Genomic DNA, 16,187 nt, shown 5'->3' with positions numbered 1-16,187 from the left:
GTACGGTCAGTCCGTTCGTTCGCCTTCAGTGCCAGTGCTCGCAGCCTCCGTCGGATCGCGCCTGATCACCGAGCCCGGCCCTGCCTGCACCGAAGGGTCATAGCCCGAGTCCGGATCGTTCTCATCCTGCGACAGATCCTTCTCCTCGGCATTCTCTTCCGCAGTGACATCAGAACCCGGCGCCGGGCGCAACTCGCCGTCATCGTAGGTGGTGCCGGGCTGCTGGGCAGAAAGCGGGTCGCCGCCTGCGAGCAGGAGTGCCACCGCAACGCCGCCGACCAGATATCCCAATTTCATTGTACACTCCGCAAGGACGCCTGCTCCGACAAACAGCGTAACGCGCGCAGTTCAGCGCCGCAATCGATCCTGACTGCTTGCCCAAGAAGCCAAACGATAATCTTATTGTTTGATTTATTTCTGATTACTCAGCCCGCTGAAGCATCGCCAGTCTCGCTCCAAATCCAATCAGCAGGACGCCGAAGGTAAATTGCTGAACTCGCCTGACGAGAGGGTAGCGGGTAAGGATGCGGGCCATTCCCGATCCAGCAAAACCCAAGATGATATCGAAGATGACACCCATCCCCACCAGGATAAGACCGAGAAGCGCGAATTGGACGGCCGCGTTGCCAAGATCCGGCTGGACGAACTGGGGGAGCAGGACAGAGCAGAACAGGAGCGCCTTGGGATTGGTGAGATTGGTGAGCAAACCCCGCGAGATGGCGGTCACTCGCGTGAATGGCCGAATATCCTGCTTCTGGTGTTCGGGGTGGGATGTCAGGATCTCGGAGCGTATGAGGCCAATGCCAAGCCATACGAGATAGGTTGCTCCTGCTAGGCGCACCAGTTCAAAGGCGATGGGGAACGTCTTGAGGAGCGCTGCAAGGCCAATGGCCGCAAAGCTCACATGGGCCGCACGCGCCATGGCCAGCCCAAAGGCCGTCGCAAGCACATAGCCGCGACCGCGCAGTGATCCGGCTTGTAGCATCAGAATCATATCTTGGCCGGGCACCAAGTAGGCGATGGCGAGCGCGCCCAGGAACATCCAAATGTCGCTCACGTGCGTCCTCCGGACCGTCACTCCGGAATGAGCTTAGCGTATATGCCAGGGGCCAATCCTTGCGAAGCTTGCCGTGATATGCGCAGAATTTGGCATAATCTGCCATAACAGACGCAAGGACATCCGGGATATGCCAAGATGAAGCTGGACGCGATCGACCGCCGCATCCTCCTGGCGCTTCAGCGGGATGCAAGGCTCACAAATGTAGAGCTGGCCGATGAGGTCGGCCTCTCCCCCTCCCCTTGCCTGCGGCGGGTGCGTCTTCTGGAGGGCGCGGGCGTGATCCGGGGTTATCACGCCACACTTGACCGCGCTGGCGTGGGGCTCGGCCTCACGATTTTTGTCAGCATCAAGGTTGAACGGCATCACGATCAACAAGCGAATGCCTTTCGCGAGGCTGTCGTTGCCCTGCCCGAGGTCATCTCCTGCCACCTCGTCTCGGGCGAAGCCGACTTCCTGTTACAGGTGGTGGTGCCTGATCTTGCCGCCTATGAGCGGTTTCTCCTCGGGACGCTTCTGAAGCTCCCGGGCGTTGCAGATATCCGCAGCAATTTCGCGATACAGACGGTGAAAGCCGAGAGCCCGCTGCCGCTCAGCCATCTGCAAAACCCCTAAGGGGCTCCCCACGCCTTGGCAACGCGGAGGCTAGGGGATGGCCGATGCAGCGGGCCGGCGAGAGCGCTCGAGCATTTGGGAGATGAGGAAGATTGCCAGGCCGCCCAGGGCCAAAGCGCAGCCAACCCAGCCGGTTGAGGTCCAGCCATAGCCTGCAGCGATGGCCAACCCACCAAGGAACGGGCCAAGGGCGTTGGCAGCATTGAATGCGCTGTGGTTCAGGGCGGCTGCCAGGGTCTGCGCGTCTTCCGCGACATCCATGAGGCGGGTCTGCAGTGCGGTCGCAAGCCCGCCGCCGCAGCCGATCAGAAACACAACAATCGAGATCGCCCAGATATTGCCGGCCGCAAAGGGATAGAGCGCGAGCGATGCAGCGCTCCAGATGAGGACGGCGCCAATTGTCGGAACGAGCGCCCTGTCCGCGGCCCAGGCGGTTACGAGATTGCCGGTGGTCAGACCAACACCGAACAGGCCGAGCACGATTGGCACGAAAATGGGCGAGACCCTGGTCACGTCCATCAGGGTCGAGGCGGCATAGGTATAGACCGCAAACAAGCCACCAAAGCCGATCGCGCCGATGGCAAGGGTCAGCCAAACCTGCCCTCGTTTCAAAGCGCCCAGTTCGCGCAAGGGACTTGCGCCAGCATCAGGTTTATCGCGAGGGGCAAAGAGTGCCACCAGGACCACGGTCAGGAGAGCAAGCACGGCCACCAGGGCAAATCCCCATCGCCAGCCGAAGACCTGACCAAGCCAACTGGCTGCCGGCACGCCGATCACGGTTGCGATGGTGAGGCCGAGCATCATGTGAGCCACAGCCTGGGCGCGGCGGTTCACCGGCACGAGCGAGGCCGCAACCAGGGCTGCGACACCGAAATAGGCCCCGTGTGGAAGGCCGCTCAAGAAGCGAAAGGCTGCCATCCACTCATAAGAGGGCGACAGAGCGCTCAACAGATTGGCCGCCGCAAAGATCGCCATCAACCCAATCAGCAGAGTGCGGCGGGCAAGTTTTGCAGCGAGAACCGCAATGACGGGCGCCCCAATCACCACGCCGAGGGCATAGGCGCTGATCACATGGCCTGCCGTGGGCTCGTCAATCGCAAGCTCCGCAGCGAAATAGGGCAGCAAGCTCATCGAGGCGAATTCGGTGGTGCCGATGGCAAATCCGCCCATCGCCAGAGCAAAAATAACGAATCCGGGATGAACCGATCGGCTTGCGGGGCGCCGCCGAGGATCCGCTCGCTCCCTGATCGTCAAGCACTCATCGGAATTGAGACCAGGGGCAGTTTCGCAAGATGACATGCAGAATGGGCCTTGGTGGCGAACACCGGCATCGTCGACTCCCCGGCGTTGGCCTCGAATGGATTTCACTGTGCTGAGGTTCATAAGGAACGTGCAAGGCTTGCGCCAATGCCGATTTTGCAGCCGCGAAATAACTGGGGTGCATGGCAACAGAAAGAACGACAGCGGTTAGCGTCGGTGGTTTTGATGAAAGTTGGAACGAATGCAAGGCGATGCCGGTTCAAAATCGTGACGGGGCGCGCAACTGTCGGTGTTTGTTGCTTCGCCATGTCCCCAGACCAAGATGGTTGGCTCCCCGTCGCCGACAGGTATTTCGAATGGTTTAATACTGCAGGGTTTTGTTGTGGTGAGGCATTAAAACTCGACTAACCCTTTGAAGATGTTAGAGCCTTCAAGGCCGCAAAATCCATTTGAGTAGACCCGTCGGCAATACTCCGCCGGCATGATCTCAAACACACTGAAGAGCAGAGCCACGAGGACGCCGGCTGCCGATGCCTGCTGTGCGTTCATAGGGGCCTTATGGAGGCGTTGACAATGAGATCCTACGATCGTGAAGCAAATGAAGAGCGTTTCTTTCGCGTGATCGAGGCCAGCGGCGTGATCCTCGCGATCATGGCGATGGGCGGCATTGCGGCCGTCGCCCTGGTGTTCTAACGGGCGGGTTCGACTCTGCCTCTTTCGCTGATCTTGCCCGGAACAGCCAGCAGGTAATCGATCACGAACCAACTTGGCAGGCCGCTGGTGGCGCAGTCTTTTCCGCCCGCAAAGATCGCGCCAAGTTGTCGGGCTGAATTTATAGGAGGCGGAGCCCAGTTCATTCAGTGGGCGCGGATTGATCCAATCGCATCCCGGCACGCCTGCTCACAGCTGCGGCAGGCCTCAGCACAGATCTGGCAGTGCTCATGCATGCCCGCATGTTTGGCGCATTCGGCACCGCAAATCTGGCAGACCGTCGCACAAGCGGAGAGCACTTCCACAATCGACCGCTCGTTCGAGCCCGTCCGGCGGATCGCCATTGCGCCAGCGGCAAGGCAGATGTCAGCGCAGTCAAGATTGAGGCGGATACACTGCCGGAGATCCGCAACCATGTCTTCCGCGAGGCACGCGTCGGCACAGGACGTGCAGGTCTGTGCACAGCCATAACATTCCTCGATACAGCGCAGCAGGGCGTCATTGGTGCTGCCTTTGACGTCCGGGTGTTTGGCGATCATCTGATGGAGATGCATGTCTCACCTGTTCTGGCTGGAAGTGGACTACATCCCGGCAACACGATGGGATCCGACAGGTTCCTGGTCGGTCCTCCCACACCGCGCCCAATTAGCTTAAGCCCCTCCAATATCCGTTGGGGAACCTTACGCGGAGTTCCGGCTTAGCCCAGGTGATGGACTTTATTCCTAACGGAGAGCCCTCATGGCAGTCAGGCCTCGCGGCTTCGGCGGATGGGCACTCGTGGTGTTCAGCCTCATCCTGATGCTCATCGGACTCGTGCTGGCCGCCGGTGGTGCTTGGCTCGTTGCTCTCGGCGGCTCGTTTTACTATCTCCTTGCCGGCATCGGGCTCATCGTCTCAGGCTTCCTTCTCATCCAGCAGCGCGCGGCGGGCGCTTGGCTCTATTGGGGCATTTTCCTCGCCACGATCGTGTGGGCATTCTGGGAGGTCGGGTTCAACGGCTGGGCACTTGTGCCGCGACTGGTCGGCCCGGCGGTGCTTGCCGTCATCCTTCTGTTCTTTATCCCCGTTCTGTTCCGGCGCCGCGTCCCGAGCGTCTCGGCCCGGCATAGCTATTCAATCATCCTCCTGATTGCCGGCCTGTCGGTTGCTTGGCATTTCGCGCCAATCAGTATCGCGCAACAGGCTCCCACCACTCCGCCGTCGGCACAAGCCCCACCGCCGGCCGAGGCAGAGCGCGCGCCCGCACAGCCCGACACGCAGGTGCCAGGGACTGCGACGCCGCCTTCTGCACCCGGCCAGCAAGCCGCGGCACCGCCTCCCAATCTTGGATTGCTCGACCGCAATACCACCGACAACTGGCTCGCTTATGGCGGGAACAACCACGCAACGCGCTATTCGCCCGCCGATCAGATCACGCCGCAAAACGCCTCGCAGCTCGTCGAAGCCTGGCATATCCACACTGGCGACATGCCGCCGACCGCCGACGATGTGGACATCTCCCCGGGCGGAGACATGCCGCCAGAGGGCGGCGGCCGCCAGGTACGCTATGGCTTCCAGAACACACCGCTCAAAGTTGGGGATACGCTTTACGTCTGCACGCCAAGCCAGATCGTGATCGCGCTTGATCCCGCCACCGGCCGAGAGAAGTGGCGTTTCGATCCAAAGGTCTCACTCGAGGCCAAGGCCAATGTGACCACCTCGACCTGCCGCGGCGTTGCCTATTACGAGGCTCCAACACCCATTCAGGACTGCCAGACCAGGATCGTCTATGGCACCTTGGACAGCCGGCTGCTCGCAATCGATGCGCAGACGGGTCAGCCGTGCCAAGGCTTTGGCAATAATGGCAGCGTCGATCTCAACGAAGGGATTGGGCGCACCCTGCCCGGCTATGTCTCCATGACCTCGCCACCGACCATCGTGCGCGGCATTGCCGTGGTCGGCCATCAGGTGATTGACGGCCAATACCGGGATGCACCATCGGGGGTGGTGCGCGGGTTCGACGCGATCACGGGGGCCTTTGTCTGGGCATGGGACATGTGCAGGCCAGGCGTGACCACGCAGCCGGGGCCGAACGAGACCTATACCCGCGGCACACCGAATGTGTGGACCATCACGTCCGGCGACGACGAACTCGGGCTCGTCTATCTGCCGACCGGCAATTCGGCCGGTGATTATTTCGGCGGTGACCGCCGGGAGTGCGAAGAGCAGCACAGTTCCTCCCTGGTCGCGGTCGATGTGGCCACCGGGCTTGAACGCTGGACCTTCCAGACCGTGCATCACGACATCTGGGATTACGATCTCGGCTCCCAGGGCACGCTGGTTGATTTCCCAACGGATAATGGGAGTGTCCCTGCCCTGATCCTGCCCACCAAACAGGGGCAGATCTATGTGCTGGACCGCCGCAATGGTCAGCCCATCACGTCCGTGGAAGAACGCCCCGTTCCGCAAGGTGCGGTCGAAGGCGATCACACCGCGCCCACCCAGCCCTTCTCGGCCGGCATGCCCGATCTCGTGGGCGATCAGATCACCGAGCAGGACATGTGGGGGGTGAGCCCGCTCGATCAGCTGTGGTGCCGCATTCAGTTCCACCAGCTGCGGTATGAGGGCACCTATACCCCACCCTCGCTCGAAGGAACGATCTTCAAACCCGGCTTCAATGGCGGTGTCGACTGGGGCGGCGTTGCGGTTGACCCGGAGCGCAAGCTGCTGATCGTCAATAATAACAACTTGCCGAACATCGTGCGCCTGATCCCGAGGAGCGAGGCGAGCGAGATGGATATCAAGGCCATCGGAGACAAGGAAGAGCGGACGGGTGGGCTTTATGCTCAGCGCGGCCTGCCTTATGGCGCCTATTCAGCCCCCTGGCGCACCGCCCTCGACGTCCCCTGCACCGCACCGCCCTGGGGTCATATCGGCGTCATCGATTTGAGAACACGGAAGTTCATCTGGCGCAAGCCGCTCGGCACCGGGAGGGATCATGGCCCCTTCGGCATTCCCTCGATGATTCCGATCACGATGGGCACGCCGAACAATGGCGGGTCGGTGGTCACGGCCGGTGGCCTCATCTTCATTGCCGCGGCGCTCGACCGGGTCATCCGGGCCTTCAATACGGAGACCGGAGAGCTTGTCTGGGAAGCACGGCTGCCGGCGGGCGGCCAGGCCGGCCCGCTGAGCTATGTCCATAGTGGACGCCAATATGTGGTGCTCGCCGCGGGCGGCCATAACAGCATGGAAACAACGATCGGGGATAGCGTGATCGCCTATGCGCTGCCGCAGCAATGAGCTTTTCGCTAATATCGGGTCAAGACCCGGACCTTGCCGCGCCGTTCGAGCACATCGACCACGACTTGCCCACCAGACCGGCGCAGAGCCACATCCACTGACCCGCTGTCCACGACCAGGTTGCGCAGCACGACCTCGTCCATGAATGCGGGCAGCACCGGCTCGTCGAAGGTGATCAGACCGTGGGCGAGGTCGAAGTTGAGCCCCAGGCATGATTGCAGCATGTAGACCGGTGCCGCTGCCGCCCAGGCCTGGGGCATGCAGGCAACGGGATAGAAGGTCGGCCCGCGCGTGCGCTGGCGAGAAAATCCACAGAACAGCTCTGGCAGCCGACGCAGGTCGATATAGGTGGACGCGGCGAAGAGCCCCTCAAAGATGCGCGAGGCCTCGCGCCGGAAGCCATAGCGGGAAAGGCCCGCGGCGATCATGGCGTTGTCATGAGGCCAGACCGAGCCATTGTGATAGCTCATCGGGTTATAGCGCGCTTCGGAAGAGGCGATCGTGCGAACGCCCCAGCCGCAGAAGGAATCCGCGGCCATCAATGTGCTCGCCACAACCGCGGCGCGCTCGGGAAACGCGATCCCCGTCAGCAAGGCATGACCGGCATTGGAGGAGCGCACTCTGCAGGCGCGTTTTTCGCCATCCAAGGCAAGCACATAGGTACCAAGCTGTTCGTCGAAGAAGCTCGTGTCAAAGGCTCTTTGCAGTGCATCTGCCCGGCGAGCCAGCGAGGTTGCACGCGCGACATGGCCGAGATGCAATGCCATATCCGCCGCCGCCTGCCAGGCACCGTATACATAGGCCTGAACCTCAGCCAGGGCGATCGGCCCTTTGGCCAGCCTGCCATCTGCGTGGAAGACGGAATCATTGCTGTCCTTCCAGCCCTGATTAATCAGGCCCTCGTCAGTCTGCCGCCCATATTCGACGAAGCCATCGCCGTCGCGATCACCGAAGCGATCGATCCAGCCCAGCGCTGCTTCGATATTGGGCCAAAGCCGGCGAATGGTCTCGAGATCTCCAGACCGATGGAGATAGGCGCCGGCCAGCATGACGAAGAGCGGCGTTGAATCGACGCTGCCGTAATAGCGACGGAACGGCACCTCGCCGAGCTCTGCCATTTCACCATGGCGAACCTCATGCAGGATCTTGCCCGGCTCGGCATCGGCGGCAGGATCAACGGAGGTCGCCTGGTTGGCGGCAAGATAGTTCAGCACGCCGCGCGCGATCGCAGGGTCAACCCACAAGGTTTCAAGAGCGGTGATCAGGGCGTCGCGGCCGAAAACAGTGCTGAACCAGGGAATGCCCGCATAGGGATAAGGCCCCTCCGGCATGTCGGTGATCAGCATGTAGAGGTCAGACACGCTCCGTCGCACGGACTCATTGAAGATGTCGTTGGATGTGACGATCGCAGTGGCACGAGAGGAGGATGAGCGCAGGGCGCGCCGTGCATCGCGCAGGGCGCTGAAAAAGGCGCGGCGCGGAGGCTGCTGGCCCATCCCGCCGGTGCCGCAATTCACCTCCAGGAAGAGAGATCGCGCCTGGCGCGGGGCGAGATCGATTATAAAGCGCGCAACGTGCCCCGACAGCTGGGTCGGCGCCGGATCGAAGGTGAGGGTTGTCATCCGGCGCTGCTTATCGAGGCCCGTATAGCTCAGAACAACGCTGTTCTCATTCACTTCCGGCGGATGCTGCTCTCCCCGTCGTTCGCGGCGCGCTCCGCGCACCTCAAAAAGATCGGCAAAATCCGCGTTGAAGGCGATCTCAATACTGATCTTACGCGGCCGATCATCGAAATTGCGGACCACGAGGCGCTCGAAGCAGCTCGCATTCCACAGGAAACGCGAGCGCTGCAAATGAATGAGATCATGCTCGAGGGTCAATTCGCCGGTCGTGTCAAACAGATCGGGGTTGGTGAGATCACAGGTGAGCGTGGCGTTGTCATCACGCAAGGTGGAGCTCAGCAGCATCGGCCGGGCGCCGCCGATCGTCAGATAGAGATGGGCGAGATAGCGAGTATCGCGATGATAGATGCCCTCGGGGCTCCCTGGTCCCGACAAGGCATCGCCATTATGATCGAACACGGCGAAGGTATCGCCATGCTTCAAAGTTCGCGGCCGCCTCTCCTGCAAGGAGGCGGCGGCCGGAATAAAGAACTGCGCGAGCTGAGCCTCACCCGCACCGGCCGGCGCCGGCGCGTGAGGGGTGGCTTCGGCACTGACGGTCTGCATCCCCGTACTCCCCTGTTCCCATGGTTAGGCCACCGCAGAGAGACCACGCCCATCAGCGGCCAAGCGCGGCATCGACAGCGGACGGCTCGTGCTGACACCCGGCAGCGCGCGGTAGATCGCCAGATAGTCCTCAGCCATGCGTGCAGCGGTAAAGCGCTTCTCAAAGGCCGCCCGAACCTCCCCACGATCCAAGTGTTCGACTTGCCGCGCGGCGGCTGCCGCTTCCGCAATGCTGTCGACGATAAAGCCGGAAATCCCGTCATCGATCACTTCTGGCACGGAGCCGCAGGGATAAGCGATAACCGGGGTACCGCAAGCCATGGCCTCGATCATCACCAGACCGAAGGGCTCAGGCCAGTCGATGGGAAAGAGCAGCGCGCGAGCATTGCCGAGGAACTCGGCCTTGCCGTGCTCATTGATCTCGCCGACGAATTGGACGTTCGGGTGAGAGGCCACCATTGGCTCGATCACCTCGTCCCAGTAGGCCTGATCCGCCTTGTCAACCTTGGCCGCAATTTTGAGGGGCATGCCCGCTCGTGCGGCAATCTCGATCGCGCGGTCGGGCCGCTTCTCCGGCGAGATGCGCCCGAGGAAGGCCAGATAATCGCCTTTGGGCCTCGGGTTGAAGGGAAGGAGGTCGTGCGGCAGACCGTGATAAACCGTGCCCACCCAGTTCACGGGGGGCATCGGTTTGCGCTGGTGACAGGAAATGGAAACCAGCGGCAGTCCGGCGAAGGCCGCGTAAACCGGTTTCAGATCCGGCAGGTCGAGACGGCCATGCAAGGTCGTCACGGTGCGATCGGCAATGTCGCGGACCAGCGGATAATGCAGAAAGTCGGTGTGAAAATGGAGCACATCGAAGTCGTCCGCCCGCCGTCGCACCTCGTCGAGCATGATGATGTGATGCGGAAGCGGGTCCTTCACAGTCGGGTCAAGGCGCAGCGAACGATTGCAACAGGGGACGAGTTTGGCTGAGGTCACGGAATCGCCGCTGGCGAATAGTGTTACCTCGTGTCCCTGACGAACGAGCTCCTCCGTCAGATAAGAGACGATCCGCTCGGTTCCTCCGTAGAGCTTCGGGGGGCAGGATTCCGCGAGTGGAGCAATCTGGGCGATTTTCATCAGGAATACCTCCTCGTGAGAGCGAAGCATCGACAATGAAATGCGCGGCCAGTCAGCCCGCGCAGCTCTGCCGTTCCCCAGAGGACCCGGCAGAGCGATTGGTCAGCCGAGAACCTAGCCCCGTAGGCTAATGCATTCCGGTCGATATGCGTTCCAGCGCATGCATCCGATGCGCTTGCCAACAACCACCGCCGATCGGAACCATATAGCCGTTGCGGGAGCCCAGCCGACCAAAAGGAGGAACTAGTGAGCCCCTGCATGCTGTTCAAGAGGGTGAGAACGGTCCACAATCTGAGACTTCGTTATTGACAAACACAACCAAGAATATATATCGCTGCCCTTCCAATATCGGATGGCTTCGCTATTCGATCGCGCTCAACTGTGCCGCCCGTCACTGACGAACGTTCCAGAAAAGATAAATGACAATACCTTATCATATAATTTTAAATAATAACTCACGTATACTTCGGGACATGTTCGATGAAGTATTATGTCAGCCTGCCCCAGGTCACCATTTTGACTATGTTTCCCCTGGTTGCAGAAACGATTTACAGCCCGGCGCTGCCACAGATTGCCTGCGCCTTTTCGGTGACCGCTGAACAAGCCGGCCAGACAATATCGCTCTATTTCATCGCATTCGCGCTCGGGTTGGTCTTTTGGGGGCGCCTCTGTGACCATATCGGGCGGCGGCCAACCATGCTGATCGGTCTTGCGACCTATGGAGCGGCCTCCGTTTCGGCTTTGGTTAGCCCTCATTTTGCAATTCTGCTCGGGGCGAGATTGATCGCAGCCTTCGGCGCGGCGGTCGGGTCCGTCTGTACCCAGACAATGATGCGAGACACTTATACCGGTGCCGATCTTGCCAAATGTTTCTCGATGATGGGCATTGCCATTGCGCTCAGCCCAGCCATCGGCATGGCCTGTGGTGCAACTCTGGTGAGCTGGTTTGGATATCGCGGCGTGTTTGCGGCCCTCGCATTCCTCGCGGTGGTCCTCTTCTTCTGGGCCGCTGCCCGACTGCCAGAGACCAAACCATTGCACGTGATCAAGGCACCGTTGGGCGAGACCCTGTTGATGATGCTGAGAGACGTCGCGATCTGGCGCACGGCGGTGCTGGTTGCTCTCTTCAACCTTGCCGTGTTCGGCTATTACCAGCTCGCTCCATTCGAATTCGAACGGCTCGGCCTCTCGTCCGCCATGTTTGGCATCAGCAGCGTGGCGATCGCCTTCGGTGTCATGCTTGGCTCGCTGCTGAGCCGACATCTGCTTCAGGCAGGCTGGACTCCAGAAGGGCTGATCCTGCTCGCATCCGTCTTGGCGGTCATGGGCGGCATATTGGTGTTCATCATGGCCAGCAGCTGGATCTTCGTCCTGCCGGTCGCAGTGGTGATGCTCGCCTATGGCCTCGCCATTCCGAATATCCTGGCCATCGCCTTGAGCGATTACGGCGACCGTACAGGCACGGCCGGCGCCCTCCTCGGGCTTCTCTACTACCTCATGCTGGGAGGAGGGCTCGTCTGTGCCGCCTGGTCGCAAAATGTGGAGCTGGTGCTTTTGAGTTGCGGATTTGCGGCATTGACGCTCGCATTGGCATGCTATCGGCAATCACGATCATCGTGAGGTGAGCGAGCCATCGGCTATTCCGGCTCGCGTTGATGCCTGGTTGGAGCCATAGGCACTTTGGGCCTGTCGCTCCGGCCTTGCCATTCGCCTCATGTCCCTATATGAGCGCCTGTCGATCACGCCCTCGCGCAATCAATTTTCTCGTGTGATCCCTTTCTCGAGGAGCGCTCGTGGCCTCCAAAGCTTCCGTTTCTCCCGGGCTCGGCTTCTCGCAATCACCATTGCTGCCCATCGTCGGGATTCTGGCCGCGGTGGTCTCGATCCAGTATGGCGCAACCATCGCGAAGAGCCTGTTTCCGATTGCCGGCGCAGAGGGCACCACGGCGCTCCGGCTCACGCTATGCGCGATCCTGCTCACCTCAATCGTGAGGCCATGGCGCGCGAAGATCACCAGGCAGAGCTGGCCTCCGATCCTGCTTTATGGGGCAGCGCTGGGCGGTATGAACCTGCTCTTCTACATGGCGCTCAGGACTTTACCCTTAGGGATCACGGTGGCGCTCGAATTCCTCGGCCCCCTTGCAGTCGCGATGGTCGGGGCGCGCCGCCCGATCGATTTCTTATGGATCGGGCTTGCCGTGACCGGACTGCTCCTGCTTTTGCCCGTGGGCACATCCGTTCATGCCCTCGACCCGATCGGTGTCGCGCTCGCCTTGGGTGCCGGAGGCTGTTGGGCGCTCTATATCATCTTCGGGAAGAAGGCAGCGCTCGATCATGGCGTGACCACCGTTGCGCTGGGCACAATGATCGCAGCCGCGGTAGTGCTGCCGTTCGGCATCGCGGAAGCAGGCACGGCCATGTTTTCACCGAGCATTCTGCCGGCCGCGCTCGCGGTGGCGGTGCTGTCGAGCGCCCTGCCCTATACGCTCGAACTCGCGGCCTTGCGGCGCTTGCGCTCCCATACATTCGGCACGCTCATGAGCCTGGAGCCGGCCGTCGGGGCTCTCGTCGGATTCGCGGTACTCGGGGAAAACTTGCCTTTCATACAGTGGCTGGCAATCGCATTCATCGTTCTCGCCTCGGCTGGAACAGCGGTCGCCGCGAAATCCGGGGCATAGATGGGTTTTCGGTTTTCCAGAGAACTCACGTCTTGAGGAGAACGCGTTATGAGCACTGGTTTCGAGGCTGGGAGGGGTTTTCGGCAGCGGTTCATCGCTGGCGACCACCTCGTCGGCACCTTCATCAAGACCCCGGCGCCCCACCCGATCGAGATCATTGGTGGTGTGGGCTTCGATTTCGTGATCATCGACGAGGAACATGCGCCTTGGGACCGGGTCACCATGGATACGGCATTGCTGGCAGCGCGTGCGTCCGGAACCGCCGGACTGGTCCGGGTTGCCGAGGCAACCTCTGCGAAAATCCTATCGGTGCTCGATGATGGGGCGGCGGGCGTGCTCGTGCCGCATGTGAATTCCGCCGCCAAGGCACGGGAGGTCGCCGCGGCCTGCCGTTATCGCGGTGGCAAACGGGGATTTTCCAACAGCACGCGGGCGGGGGGCTTTGGTGCGTTGAGCATGTGGGACCATGTGGCGGCGGCCGACAAGCAGGTTACACTCATCGCCATGATCGAGGATCCGGAGGCGCTCGATGAGATCGATGCGATCATCGGGACGGATGGGCTCGACGGGGTGTTCGTGGGCCGGGCCGACCTCACGGTGGCGCTCGGGGCCAGCGGGTTGGATGCTCCCGAGATCAACAATGCCTGCGAGCGCATAACCGCAGCCGCAAAAAAGGCGAAGAAGCCGGTTGCGATGATGGTGGCCAATGGCGAGGAAGCAAGCCGGTTCCGCGCCATGGGCGTGTCCGCCTTCATCATCTCGTCGGACCAGGGCTTCATGCGGCAGGCGGCGCTCAAGGCCTATGGGGAGATTGCCGCCCTCAGCCAACGCTAGTTTCCAATGCCCGATTGGCTTTGCTTTTCCCAAGCTGCCAAACCGTTCTAAGCTGTCACCGCAGGAGGTACAGCCATGGCCGATACGAGCACGCAGTATCCAATGATCGTTCCTTTGCCGGAGATGAGCCCCGAGCGCAGGCAGGAGGTCGCCGAGCTGCTCGTCGGTGCGGTTGACCTGCATTGCCATTCCGGGCCCGCCGCCATGCCGCGCATCCTCGGCCATCACCAGGCCTTCAAGGAGGCGCTGGACGCGAAATTCAAGGCGCTGCTGTATAAGGACCATTACTATGTGGGCATGCCCCATTGCGCGGTCTTGAAGGAGATCTACCCCGATGCTGACATCGAGCTCTTCTCCGGGGTTGCGCTCAACAATGCCTCTGGCGGGGTGAACCCGCACGCGGTCGATCACGCAATCAAGCTTGGTGCCAAGATCGTGTGGATGCCCACATTCGCGGCCAAAAATCATATCGAGGCCTATCAGGCCAAGAGCTTTCCAAAGACGGTCAAGCCGATGTTGCCGCCGATAGCGCTCACGGTGCTCGATGCCAATGGCAAGCTCATCGACGAGGCCAAGCAGATCCTCGATCTCATCGCGGCGGAAGACATCATTCTCGCCGGCGGCCATTTGCATGTGAGCGAGCTGTTCGTGCTGTTCGAGGAGGCGAGCAAACGCGGGGTGAAGAAGATGATGGTCAATCATCCCACCTATGTCGTCGGCTGTTCGGATGAGGATATTCGCAGCCTGGTCGGCATGGGCGTCTATATGGAGCACTCCATCTGCATGTTCGTGCCCAGCCGTGTGAAGCAGCATGATCCAGAAGATCTCGTGCATCTGATCGAGGTCGCCGGCGCCGACCACACGATTCTCGGCTCGGATCTCGGGCTCACCCAGGCGCCCAAGCCGGTGGATGGCTACCGCATGATCGTGTCCGATCTGCTCGACCTGGAAGTGCCACACGACGTTATCAAACAGATCATATCGACGAATGCTTCGCGGCTGCTCGGTCTTGCGGTCTAAGCAACGACGATGAGGCGCAGGTGCCGGCCGCGCTGGCCACGACCAGGGCTACACCTAACAATTCCGCCGATAGACATGAAATTTCCGGGAACCCAAAAGTAAATAAAGTATAAATCCTTCCTTTAGATCAACCATTACATTCTTTTTTCTTTGAATACGGTGATATTTCGCACCATTCTCAAGGCCGTCTGGCATGGGGAGGTTGCGGTGGCCTTGCGGTCGTTTTCGGCTCGAATCGTCTGTGTGCTTCTGGTGGCAGGTCTGGCGCCAACGAAGGGCAACACGCAAGCGTCCTCCTCTCCGCCGCCGAGCGTCCAGGTCGCGCCGGTGAAAGCGGAAACCGTCACCCAATCTGCGCAGTTTGTCGGCCGTGTCGAAGCGATCCAGCAGGTCGATATCCAGCCGCGGGTCGAGGGGTTCGTGGATGAGGTGCAGTTCACCGAAGGCAGCATGGTGAAGAAGGGACAGCCGCTCTTCACCATCGACCCCAGCACCTATGAGGCCGCCCTCGAAACAGCCACAGCCGCAGTTCAGCAGGCGCGGGCGCAATTGGAGGCGGCAAAAGCGAACGCCACCAAGGCCACTCTGCAGTATAACCGGGTCGCTCAGCTGAGAAAAACCGGGACCGTCTCCCAAGCCCATCTTGATAACGCAACCGCGGAAAAAGACACGGCCATAGCCGATGTCGGTGAGGCGCAGGCAGCCATAGCCCAGGCCAAGGCACAGCAGCTCAGCGCCCAGCTCAATCTCAATTTCACCAAAATTACCTCGCCGATTTCCGGGCAGATCGGCAAGGCGAACCGAACCGCCGGCAATCTCGTGTCGCCGGCTTCGGGCACGCTCGCAACCGTGGTTCAGACCAATCCCATCCGCGTTGCCTTCGCCGTTTCGGACGTCGATTACCTCAAGGTGATCCAGATGATGGCCAAGGGCGTCGTCTCGACCAGTGAGTTCGTGCCCCATATCAAACTTCCCGACGGCAGCACCTATGCGCATCCGGGAACGATCAGTTTCGCCAATAATACAGTTGACCAAAACACCGGCACGATCGTGGTGCGCGCCGATTTCAAGAATCCGGACCGTTATCTCGTGCCGGGCCAGTTCGTGAATGTCACCGTGGAAGTCGGCGACAAGCAAAAGCTCCCCGTGGTTCCCGGTGAGGCGGTGATGCAGGACGTGAACGGCGCCTATGTCTTCGTGCTCAGCAAAGACAATCGCGCCGAGGAGCGCCGCATCACCACGGCCCAGCGCACCAGCAGCGGCTGGGTGGTGAGCAAGGGCCTCAGGGTGGGCGAAATCATCATTGTCGGCGGCTTGCAACGGGTCAAGGCCGGGATCGTGGTCAATCCAATCGACTCGCAAGCCAGCGGCAGCTGATCC

General features: G+C 61.0%; 13 protein-coding genes. 7 read left to right on the top strand and 6 right to left on the bottom strand.

What is annotated here, in order from left to right:
* Positions 1-6: 6 nt before the first annotated feature.
* On the bottom strand, positions 7-297 hold the full coding sequence (locus tag RCF49_RS21520; protein WP_342641830.1) for a hypothetical protein: 291 nt from the start codon (positions 295-297) through the stop codon (positions 7-9).
* 124 nt (positions 298-421) lie between these two features.
* Positions 422-1,057: a LysE family translocator gene (locus tag RCF49_RS21515; protein WP_342641829.1), complete on the bottom strand. Its 636-nt coding sequence runs from the start codon at positions 1,055-1,057 to the stop codon at positions 422-424.
* A gap of 138 nt (positions 1,058-1,195) precedes the next feature.
* Here RCF49_RS21515 and RCF49_RS21510 point away from each other — a divergent pair, with 138 nt between their 5' ends.
* The gene (locus RCF49_RS21510; RefSeq protein WP_342641828.1) at positions 1,196-1,672 is read left to right on the top strand and encodes an Lrp/AsnC family transcriptional regulator; all 477 of its coding nucleotides are present in this window, start codon (positions 1,196-1,198) and stop codon (positions 1,670-1,672) included.
* A gap of 30 nt (positions 1,673-1,702) precedes the next feature.
* Here the strand turns inward: RCF49_RS21510 and RCF49_RS21505 are convergent, their stop codons facing one another.
* Positions 1,703-2,971, bottom strand: a complete 1,269-nt coding sequence (locus RCF49_RS21505) for an MFS transporter (RefSeq protein ID WP_432807354.1) — start codon at positions 2,969-2,971, stop codon at positions 1,703-1,705.
* An 818-nt stretch (positions 2,972-3,789) separates the two neighbouring features.
* Entirely contained in the window at positions 3,790-4,197 is a 408-nt protein-coding gene (locus RCF49_RS21500; protein ID WP_342641827.1) for a four-helix bundle copper-binding protein, read from the bottom strand.
* Positions 4,198-4,381: 184 nt separating this feature from the next.
* Between RCF49_RS21500 and RCF49_RS21495 the strand changes: the two genes are divergently transcribed.
* Positions 4,382-6,925, top strand: a complete 2,544-nt coding sequence (locus RCF49_RS21495) for a membrane-bound PQQ-dependent dehydrogenase, glucose/quinate/shikimate family (protein WP_342641826.1) — start codon at positions 4,382-4,384, stop codon at positions 6,923-6,925.
* Positions 6,926-6,933: 8 nt separating this feature from the next.
* On the opposite strand, the gene RCF49_RS21490 is transcribed toward RCF49_RS21495, so the two are convergent.
* On the bottom strand, positions 6,934-9,153 hold the full coding sequence (locus tag RCF49_RS21490) for an amylo-alpha-1,6-glucosidase (RefSeq protein WP_342641825.1): 2,220 nt from the start codon (positions 9,151-9,153) through the stop codon (positions 6,934-6,936).
* A 24-nt stretch (positions 9,154-9,177) separates the two neighbouring features.
* Positions 9,178-10,275 carry a glycosyltransferase family 4 protein gene (locus tag RCF49_RS21485; RefSeq protein WP_342641824.1) on the bottom strand — a complete coding sequence of 366 codons (1,098 nt, stop codon included), beginning with the start codon at positions 10,273-10,275 and terminating at the stop codon, positions 9,178-9,180.
* A 480-nt stretch (positions 10,276-10,755) separates the two neighbouring features.
* On the opposite strand from RCF49_RS21485, the gene RCF49_RS21480 reads away from it, so the two are divergent.
* The 5 genes from RCF49_RS21480 (at position 10,756) to RCF49_RS21460 (ending at position 16,184) form a co-directional block, all read left to right on the top strand.
* Positions 10,756-11,895, top strand: coding sequence for a Bcr/CflA family efflux MFS transporter (locus RCF49_RS21480; protein ID WP_342641823.1), 1,140 nt, complete (start codon positions 10,756-10,758; stop codon positions 11,893-11,895).
* A gap of 173 nt (positions 11,896-12,068) precedes the next feature.
* Complete coding sequence (gene rhtA, locus RCF49_RS21475) at positions 12,069-12,953, top strand: threonine/homoserine exporter RhtA (protein WP_342641822.1); 885 nt, start codon at positions 12,069-12,071, stop codon at positions 12,951-12,953.
* Positions 12,954-13,001: 48 nt separating this feature from the next.
* Complete coding sequence (locus RCF49_RS21470; RefSeq protein ID WP_342641821.1) at positions 13,002-13,787, top strand: HpcH/HpaI aldolase family protein; 786 nt, start codon at positions 13,002-13,004, stop codon at positions 13,785-13,787.
* 75 nt (positions 13,788-13,862) lie between these two features.
* Positions 13,863-14,807: a DUF6282 family protein gene (locus RCF49_RS21465; protein WP_342641820.1), complete on the top strand. Its 945-nt coding sequence runs from the start codon at positions 13,863-13,865 to the stop codon at positions 14,805-14,807.
* 159 nt (positions 14,808-14,966) lie between these two features.
* Entirely contained in the window at positions 14,967-16,184 is a 1,218-nt protein-coding gene (locus RCF49_RS21460; RefSeq protein ID WP_342641819.1) for an efflux RND transporter periplasmic adaptor subunit, read from the top strand.
* Positions 16,185-16,187 lie beyond the last annotated feature (3 nt).

Source organism: Rhodoligotrophos sp. CJ14 (assembly GCF_038811545.1).
Classification (GTDB): domain Bacteria; phylum Pseudomonadota; class Alphaproteobacteria; order Rhizobiales; family Im1; genus Rhodoligotrophos; species Rhodoligotrophos ferricapiens.
This window is presented reverse-complemented; position numbering and strand designations above follow the sequence as displayed.

What these genes read in the sequence shown, in the direction of transcription:
- RCF49_RS21500 (WP_342641827.1), bottom strand. Translation starts at nt 4,197, where the DNA reads ATGCATCTCCATCAGATGATCGCCAAACACCCGGACGTCAAAGGCAGC.
- RCF49_RS21505 (WP_432807354.1), bottom strand. Translation starts at nt 2,971, where the DNA reads ATGTCATCTTGCGAAACTGCCCCTGGTCTCAATTCCGATGAGTGCTTG.
- RCF49_RS21470 (WP_342641821.1), top strand. Translation starts at nt 13,002, where the DNA reads ATGAGCACTGGTTTCGAGGCTGGGAGGGGTTTTCGGCAGCGGTTCATC.
- RCF49_RS21520 (WP_342641830.1), bottom strand. Translation starts at nt 297, where the DNA reads ATGAAATTGGGATATCTGGTCGGCGGCGTTGCGGTGGCACTCCTGCTC.
- RCF49_RS21485 (WP_342641824.1), bottom strand. Translation starts at nt 10,275, where the DNA reads ATGAAAATCGCCCAGATTGCTCCACTCGCGGAATCCTGCCCCCCGAAG.
- RCF49_RS21465 (WP_342641820.1), top strand. Translation starts at nt 13,863, where the DNA reads ATGGCCGATACGAGCACGCAGTATCCAATGATCGTTCCTTTGCCGGAG.
- RCF49_RS21490 (WP_342641825.1), bottom strand. Translation starts at nt 9,153, where the DNA reads ATGCAGACCGTCAGTGCCGAAGCCACCCCTCACGCGCCGGCGCCGGCC.
- RCF49_RS21480 (WP_342641823.1), top strand. Translation starts at nt 10,756, where the DNA reads ATGAAGTATTATGTCAGCCTGCCCCAGGTCACCATTTTGACTATGTTT.
- RCF49_RS21510 (WP_342641828.1), top strand. Translation starts at nt 1,196, where the DNA reads ATGAAGCTGGACGCGATCGACCGCCGCATCCTCCTGGCGCTTCAGCGG.
- RCF49_RS21495 (WP_342641826.1), top strand. Translation starts at nt 4,382, where the DNA reads ATGGCAGTCAGGCCTCGCGGCTTCGGCGGATGGGCACTCGTGGTGTTC.